The organism is Neoroseomonas rubea (assembly GCF_016106015.1).
Classification (GTDB): Bacteria; Pseudomonadota; Alphaproteobacteria; order Acetobacterales; family Acetobacteraceae; genus Neoroseomonas; species Neoroseomonas rubea.
In genome coordinates, this window is record NZ_JACADQ010000175.1 from 1 (window position 1) to 8,024 (window position 8,024).

Below are 8,024 nucleotides of genomic sequence, written 5' to 3' on the forward strand. Positions count from 1 at the left end.
AGCCCCAGGGGTTGCCGCGCCGCCCGCCGCCCCAGGGGCCGGGCGCGGCCGCCGGGGCGGGCAGGGCCCCCATCCGCGCCGCGAGGTCCTGCAGCGCCGCGATCCGGTTCTCGGTGCGCGGGTGCGTCGCGAACAGATTGTCCATCCGCGCGCCGGACAGCGGGTTGATGATGAACATGTGCGCCGTCGCCGGGCTCGCCTCGGCGCCCTGATTCTGGATGGCATGCGCATGGTGCTCGAGCCGCGCGAGCGCCGAGGCGAGGCCCAGCGGGTTTCCAGTGATCTCCGCCGCCCCGCGGTCGGCCTCGTACTCCCGGGACCGGCTGATCGCCATCTGCACCACCGCGGCGGCGAGGGGGGCGAGCACGATCATCAGGATCATGCCGATCGGCCCGAAGGGGCTGCGGTTCCGGTCCTGCCCGGCCTGGCCGAAGATCATGCCGAAATTCGCGAGCATCGAGATCGCGCCCGCGATGGTCGCCGTCACCGTCATGATCAGCGTGTCGCGGTTGCGGATATGGGCGAGTTCATGCGCGATCACGCCCGCCACCTCCTCCTCCGTCATCAGGTCGAGCAGGCCGGTGTTCACCGCGACCGCGGCGTTGGACGGGCTGCGGCCGGTGGCGAAGGCATTGGGCTGGTCCTCGTGGATCACGTAGAGCGCCGGCATGGGAAGCCCCGCCCGCGCGGCCAGGTCGGCCGTCATCTGGTGCAGGCGCGGCGCATCCTGCGGCCCGATCGGCTGGGCGTGGTGCATCCGCAGCACCATCCGGTCGGAGTTCCACCAGGCGAAGAGGTTCATGCCGCCGGCGAACAGAAGGGCCAGCAGCATGCCTTGTTGCCCGGCGATGGCGAAGCCGATCGCGCCGAACAGCGCCGTCAGCCCCGCCAGAAGCACCAATGTCCGCGCATAGCCGCCCATCGCGATCCTCCCGCTGCGCCGCGATCCGTCCCAGCCTATGTAGGGCGGGCCATGACCGAAACGCCACAGGGCCCTGCGCCCGAGACAGACGCCGCCATCCCCGCCCCGGCCGAGCCGAAGCCGACGCCCGCCAAGGCGCCGAAGGAGATCGGCGGCCCGACGGGCCCCGAGCCGACGCGTTTCGGTGACTGGGAACGCAAGGGCCGTGTCAGCGATTTCTGACCGCCCGCATAGGCGGACAGGGCTGCGACTCAGGCCGTGGCGAGGCGCGGCTGCCGCAGCGTGGCTAGGCGCGAGAGCAGCGCCTCCGTGTCGTAGGGCTTGCTGATCAGGTCGAACTCGGCGTCGCCGCCATGCTGGTCCAGCGCTTCCCCCGCGTAGCCGGAGGCCAGCAGCACGACGATCCGTGGCCGGAGGCGTCGCGCTTCCCGCGCCAGATCGACCCCGGTCATGCCGCCCGGCATGACGACATCGGTGAAGAGGATGTCCGCCGCCACGCCGTCCTTCAGCAAGGCGAGGGCGGTCGGTCCATCCGGGGCGGACCGTACCTCGAAGCCCGAATCCGACAGCAGTTCCACGGCGACGGCGCGCACCGCGGGCTCGTCCTCCACCACCAGCACCGAGGCGCCGCGACCGCACAGGGGGATGGCCGGCGCCGGCGCCTCGAAGTGGACCGCGCCGCCTTCCATGCCGGCCCCGAGCGGCAAATAGAGCGTGACGGCGGTGCCGCGGCCAGTCGCGGACTGGATCGCGACGTGTCCGCCGATCTGGCGCATGAAGCCGAAGATCTGCGAGAGCCCGAGGCCGGTTCCCTGTCCTTCCGGCTTGGTGGTGAAGAAGGGCTCGAAGGCGCGTTCGCGTGCCTCCGGCGACATGCCGAGGCCATTGTCGCGGACCTCCAGCGCCACATACGGACCGGGCTTGGCGTCCGGATTGCCGGCGAGCGCCTGCTCCTGGAGCCAGGCACGGCGCGTGACGATGCGGAGCATGCCCCCGCGCGGCATCGCGTCCCGCGCATTGATGGCGAGGTTGAGCAGGGCGGATTCGACCTGCGCCGAATCCGCGCGACAGGGTGGGAGCCTGTCGTCGAGGCTCAGTTCGACCGAGATCGCCTCTCCCAGGGCGCGGCGCAGCAGTGGCAGGAAGTCCTGCACCAGCGCGTTGGTATCGACGGCCGATAGCGTCAGTGGCTGGCGGCGGGCGAAGGCGAGGAGGCTGGCGTTGAGCCGCGCGCCCCTGTCCACCGCAGCGATGGTTGCGGCCAGCAGGCGGCGCGTGCGTTCGTCCGCGCCGGCGCCGAGGTGGCGCTCGAGCGCCCGGGCGGTGCCGAGGATCGCGGTCAGCAGGTTGTTGAAGTCGTGCGCGACGCCGCCGGTCAGGCGGCCTACCGCCTCCATCCGCTGGGCGTTGCGCAGCCCTTCCTCGGCCGCTTCGCGCCGCGCGATCTCGGCGACCAGTTCGGCCGCCTTCGCCTCCAGCCGGCGCAGGGTTTCCGTGTCCGCCTGCATCTGGCCGCGGACGAGCAGCGAGATCAGCACCATGACAAGGCCTGCCATGAAGCAGCCGGCCGCGATCTTGCCGAGGCCGATGGTGTCTTCGCGCTCATGCGGTGCCGTCGGGACCGTCAGCAGGAGGCTGACGGGCAGGTCGCCGAGACGCTGGCTTCGCAGGAAGTGGGGGGCGAGGGTCGCGAAGGGGTCGCCGATCGGCGGGCATATGTCCGGCGGTGGGTCGGCCGCCTCCGGCGGCAGCGCCACGGGACCGGACGGCAGAACCCTTGCGGGCAGCAGCACCGTACCGTCATCCCGGACCAGGGCGAATCTGGCGCCCGGCAGGTCGCGCGCCACCGTCGCCCAGGCGCGCAGGAAGGGTTCCTCGCGCATCGCGACTGTCAGGACGCCGTCGGCGGGCCGGCCTTCGATCTTGCGCGGCCGCGACAGGAGCAGCCCGGCATCGGCGCCGAAGCCTTCCGCGGGTGGCGGGTCGAGATGCAGCGTCCCGCGTCGGGCCGTGCGCAGCGTGTCGGCTGCGGCGAGGCGCGGCGGATCGGTGACGGCCCCCGGACCCGCGGCGGTATCCGCAACGGCGATGCGCCCATCGGGCCGCGTCAGGGCAAGGCCGGAAACGAGCTCGGCCTGCGCCTCGTCCAACCGGCGGAACTCGGCCTGGAGCGCCGGACGACGCTGCTGGATCTGCGCCCATGTCAGGTGGATGGTCGCATCCTCGGCCCGGTTGAGGGCGTTGATGCCGCCTTCGATCAGCCGTAGCGCCTGCTCCGCCCCGACGCGGACGGTGTATTCCATCGCCTCGGCGAGCCGGCGGTCGCGGTCCTGCCGGTCGTAGCGCAGCAGGGCGGCGAAAAGGATGGCCGGGAGCACGATGGCGACGAGCAGCGTTGCGCCGTGCACGCCCCTGCGCGGTGCGCTCGTCCTGCCGGCGTCTCGGCTGTTGTCCACGCTACCCTTACCCTACCTCGATTCGTGGGCTGCGCGCACTCGCGACGGCGTGAGCCCTTACACCCGCCAACGGATCATAAGGGTGGGATCATGCGTGAACTCGTATCAAGAATAAGTGAAGTGGCGCTATTCGGCCGCCGCCGCAGCCATCCGCCGGCGCCTCAGCCGCCATTCCTGCGCGAGCGCCATGAGCGAGGTCAGCAGCATGAACAACGCGGCCGCGAAGAAGACGGCCCGCGGCTCTCCCGCATCGAGCAGCCAGCCGAACAGGGGCGGGCCGGCCATGCCGCCCAGGTTGAAGCCGGTCGAGACGATGCCGAACACCGCCCCCGCCTGGCCTGGGGGGGCGGCGGCGCGCACCAGCATGTCGCGTGACGGCATGATCATGCCCGAAAGGAAGCCGGCTGCCGCCATCACCGGCACCAGCAGCAGGCCACCGACGCTCCCGGTCCCCACCAGCAGCACCAGCGCTGCTGCCGAGCCGAAGCCGAAGGCCGCGACCAGCCCGTGGTGCTTCGTCCGGTCCGCGACGATGCCGCCAAACAGCACCCCGCCGGCCGAGGCGAAGAGGAAGGCGGTCAGCGCCGCATTCGCCATGGTGAGCGACAGGCCCTGCCCATCGACCCAGGCGGCGACAGAGAAATTCTGGATGCCGCCATTGGACATGGCGAGCGTGACGAAGAAGAGCGTCATCGCCAGCACTGCCGGCGTCAGCACGCGCCGCACGCCGCCGCCGGCCGTCGCCGCCTTCGCCGCGGCGGCCTTTGGCGCGGCCTCCGGCGCCCGGGCGAGGATCAGCGGGATGGCGGCGAGCGGTCCGATCGCGCCCGCCGCGATCAGCGCGGCCGACATCCCCCACAGCGCCGCGATGCCGAGCACGAAGGCCGGCGCGATGGCACCGCCGAGGAAGCCTGCGAAGGTGTGGATCGAGAAGGCGCGCCCGACACGTTCCTCGGCGATCGAGGCACCGAGGATGGCGTAGTCCGCCGGGTGGTAGACGCTGTTGGCGAGCCCGGCCATCGCGGCCGCGACGATCAGCCAGGTGTAGCCGCCGGTCAGCCCCAGCAGGATGAAGGAAGACCCGCCGAGCATAAGCGCCGCCGCCAGCATCCGCCGCGGCCCGGCGCGATCGACCACGAAGCCCATCGGCGCCTGGGTGAAGAAGGAGACGATGTTGAACACGGTCAGCGCCAGGCCGAGCTCGACATAGGAGACGCCGAGCTGCTCTCGCAGCAGCGGAAACAGCGGCGGGATCACCAGGTAATGCACGTGGGAGACGAAATGCGCCGCGCAGATCTGCGCGAGCGTCGCCTTTTCCTGGCTCGTCCAGCCGGCTGCCATGCTCAATGCGCCTCCGCCCAGGAATGGCCCTGGCCGATATCGACCGACAGCGGGACGCGCAGCGTAGCGACCGATTCCATGATCTGCTTCACGAGCGCCGATGTGGGGGCGACCTCGGCTTCGGGAACCTCGAAGACGAGTTCGTCATGCACCTGCAGCAGCATGCGCGCCTTCAGCCCGGCCTCCCGCAGTGCACGCGGCAGGCGGACCATGGCGCGCTTGATGATCTCGGCGGCACCGCCCTGGAAGGGGGCGTTGATGGCGGCGCGTTCGGCGCCGGCGCGGCGGACCGGGTCCTTCGTGGCGATGTCGGGGATCCAGAGCTTCCGGCCGAAGGGCGTCCGGACGAAGCCATGCGTCCGCGCTTCCTCCTTCAGCCGCTCCATCTCCTGCCTTATGCCCGGGTACTGGGCGAAATAGGCGTCGATGATGGCCCGCCCCTCGGCCGGCGGGATACCGAGGCGTGCGGCCAGGCCGAAGGCCGACATGCCGTAGATGATGCCGAAATTGATCGTCTTGGCGCGGCGGCGCGCTTCCTTGTCCACCTTGGCGGGGTCGAGGTGGAAGATCTCCGCCGCCGTCCGGGAATGGATGTCCTCGCCCTTCTCGAAGGCTTCGCGCAGCGTCGGCACCTCGGCGAGATGCGCGAGCAGCCGCAGCTCGATCTGGCTGTAGTCGGCCGCGACCAGCAGATGGCCGGGCTCGGCCACGAAGGCGCGGCGGATGCGCATGCCTTCCTCGGACCGGATCGGGATGTTCTGCAGGTTGGGATCGGTGGAGGACAGCCGCCCCGTGCTGGTCCCCGCCATGCCGTAGGACGTGTGCACGCGCCGGTCCGCCGGGTCGATCTCGGCGGCCAGCCCCTCGACATAGGTGGACTTCAGCTTCGCCAGCTGGCGCCAGTCGAGCACGCGCGCGGCGAGTTCCACCCCCTGCGCGGCGAGGTCCTCCAGCACCGCGGCATCGGTGGAATAGGCGCCGGTCTTACCCTTCCGCCCACCCGTCAGCTTCATCTCGTCGAACAGGATCTCTCCGAGCTGCTTCGGCGAGCCGACATTGAAGGCGCGGCCGGCGAGCGCGTGGATCTGCGTTTCGAGCACCGCGAGGCGGGCGGCAAAATCCTCCCCGATGCGGGCGAGCTCGGCGCCGTCCACCTTGATTCCGGCCTGCTCCATTTGCCGCAGCACGCCGACCATGCGGCGTTCCACCTGCTCGTAAAGCGCGAGCGCGCCTTCCTCCCTCAGTCTCGGCCTGAGCAGCAGCCACAGGCGCAGCGTCACGTCCGCATCCTCGGCGGCATAGGCGGTGGCGCGATCAAGCGGCACCTGGCCGAAGGGAATGCGCGCGCGGCCCGTGCCTGTCACCTCGTCGAATTTGATCGGCGCGTGGTTGAGGTGGAGGACCGAGAGCTCGTCCATCCCGTGCCCGTGCTTCCCGGCCGACATGGCGTAGGAGAGCATCATCGTGTCGTCGACCGGCGCGATGGTCGCGAAGCCTCCATTCTCGGCGCGGGCCAGCACCTCGAGGTCGTATTTCGCGTGCTGGAAAACCTTCAGGACGGCAGGGTCCTCCAGCAACGAGCGCAGCAGGGCGAACGCGCGGTTGGCCTCGATCTGCGCCGGCGCGGGGCCCGAGAGCATGTCTCCGCCCGCGCCGTGGCGGATCGGCACATAGCAGGCACGTCCCGGCGCGGTGGCGAGCGAGAAGCCCACCATCCGCGCGCGCCGCGCGTCGAGGCTGTCCGTCTCCGTGTCCAGCGCCACCACGCCGGCCTCCGTCGCGGCGGCAATCCAGCGGGCGAGTGCTGCCTCGTCCGTCACCGTCTCATAGGCACCGAAGGGGGCCGCGAGGTCGGGCGCGGCGGGGCCAGGGGCGGGCGCGTGCTTCAGGGCCGCGGGCGGCGCACCGCGGCGGGGCGGCTCGTTGCCATCGCCGAGCTTGCCCATGCGCGCGAGGATGGAACGGAAGCCCATGGCGCGCAGGAAGGATTCGAGCTTGTGGTCGCCCGGCGGCCGCGCCTCCATCTCCGCGATCGGGCGCGGCAGCGGCGCGTTCTCGTCGAGCTGGACCAGGCGCTTCGAGATGCGCGCCTTCTCGGCGTTCTCGACCAGCGCCTCGCGCCGCTTGGGTTGCTTGATCTCATGCGCGCGGGACAGGAGCGTTTCGAGGTCGCCGTACTCGTTGATGAGCTGCGCCGCGGTCTTGATGCCGATGCCGGGCACGCCGGGCACATTGTCGGTGCTGTCGCCGGCCAGCGCCTGCACCTCCACCACCTTGTCCGGCGTGACGCCGAACTTCTCCAGCACCTCGGGCTCGCGGATCGGCTTCTGCTTGATGGGATCCAGTAGCTGCACGCCCGGGCGGACAAGCTGCATCAGGTCCTTGTCGGAGGAGACGATCGTCACCTGCCCCGGCCCTTCCGCGAGGAAGGCGCGGGCATAGGCGGCGATCAGGTCGTCCGCCTCGAAGCCTTCCTGTTCCACATGCAGCACGCCGAGCGCGTCCGTCGCGTCGCGGATCAGGGCGAATTGCGGGACGAGTTCCTCGGGCGGGTCGGGGCGGTGCGCCTTGTAGTCGGGATAGATCACGTTGCGGAAATTCAGCCGGTGTGCATCGAACACGACCGCGATGTGGCTGCCCGCGTGCCGCGTCAGGAACTGGGCGAGCAGGTTGGTGAAGCCGAACACCGCATTGACCGGCACCCCTTCGGGGCTGGTCATCGGCGGCAGGGCGTGGAAGGCGCGGAAGATGTAGCCGGACCCGTCCACCAGGATCAGGTGGCGTTCGCCCTGCTTGACCTCCGGCAGGGCTTCGGCTGCTGCTGCTGCGTCGGTCATGCCAGTGCCCCGCGGCCGGCCGGCCTCCGGGGCCCGGTCGCCGTCAGTGCCCATGGTCCTCGCCCGCGCCCTCGGCGAGGACGTAGGTGATGGAGCAATAGGGGCAGGTGACCTCGCGGTCTTCGATATGCAGCCAGATGCGCGGGTGTCCGAGGCCGGAGGCGGCCTCTCCGTCGCATGCGACCTTGCGGGCGGTCATCTCGATCCGCTGGTCGGGGGTCAGGCCCGCCACGGGCTTGGGGGCGTAGCCGGTCATCAGGGGGTCGCGCATGGCGGTCCTCGCGTCTTTGGCCGCACCATAGTCGCCATGGGCGTGGCGGGCCAGGGTGGCGCGGGGCTACCCTGGGGGTCATGCCGCCTCTCTCTAAAGGGTGGGGGGGGGGGGGGGGGGGGGGGGGGGGGGGGGGGGGGGGGGGGGGGGGGGGGGGGGGGGGGGGGGGGGGGGGGGGGGCGGGGGGGGGGGGGGCG

Annotated in this window: 6 protein-coding genes; 1 reads left to right on the top strand and 5 read right to left on the bottom strand. The window is 71.2% G+C overall.

Features of this window, described 5'->3' with window-relative positions:
• Positions 1–922: zinc metalloprotease HtpX (gene htpX / locus HW577_RS15695; protein ID WP_198377095.1), on the bottom strand; the 922-nt coding region annotated here is incomplete at its 3' end.
• A 51-nt stretch (positions 923–973) separates the two neighbouring features.
• On the opposite strand from htpX, the gene HW577_RS15700 reads away from it, so the two are divergent.
• A complete protein-coding gene (locus HW577_RS15700; RefSeq protein WP_198377096.1) occupies positions 974–1,144 on the top strand; it encodes a DUF1674 domain-containing protein in 171 nt (56 codons plus the stop codon).
• Positions 1,145–1,173: 29 nt separating this feature from the next.
• Here HW577_RS15700 and HW577_RS27065 read toward each other — a convergent pair whose 3' ends face one another.
• From HW577_RS27065 to HW577_RS15720, 4 genes are all read right to left on the bottom strand, one after another.
• On the bottom strand, positions 1,174–3,378 hold the full coding sequence (locus HW577_RS27065) for a hybrid sensor histidine kinase/response regulator (RefSeq protein ID WP_198377097.1): 2,205 nt from the start codon (positions 3,376–3,378) through the stop codon (positions 1,174–1,176).
• A gap of 126 nt (positions 3,379–3,504) precedes the next feature.
• Positions 3,505–4,719 (bottom strand): MFS transporter, encoded by a 1,215-nt coding sequence (locus tag HW577_RS15710; protein ID WP_198377098.1) that lies wholly within the window; start codon positions 4,717–4,719, stop codon positions 3,505–3,507.
• Between the two features lie 2 nt (positions 4,720–4,721).
• A complete protein-coding gene (gene polA, locus HW577_RS15715; protein WP_198377099.1) occupies positions 4,722–7,556 on the bottom strand; it encodes a DNA polymerase I in 2,835 nt (944 codons plus the stop codon).
• 43 nt (positions 7,557–7,599) lie between these two features.
• Complete coding sequence (locus tag HW577_RS15720) at positions 7,600–7,827, bottom strand: zinc-finger domain-containing protein (protein WP_198377100.1); 228 nt, start codon at positions 7,825–7,827, stop codon at positions 7,600–7,602.
• Between the last annotated feature and the right edge of the window lie 197 nt (positions 7,828–8,024).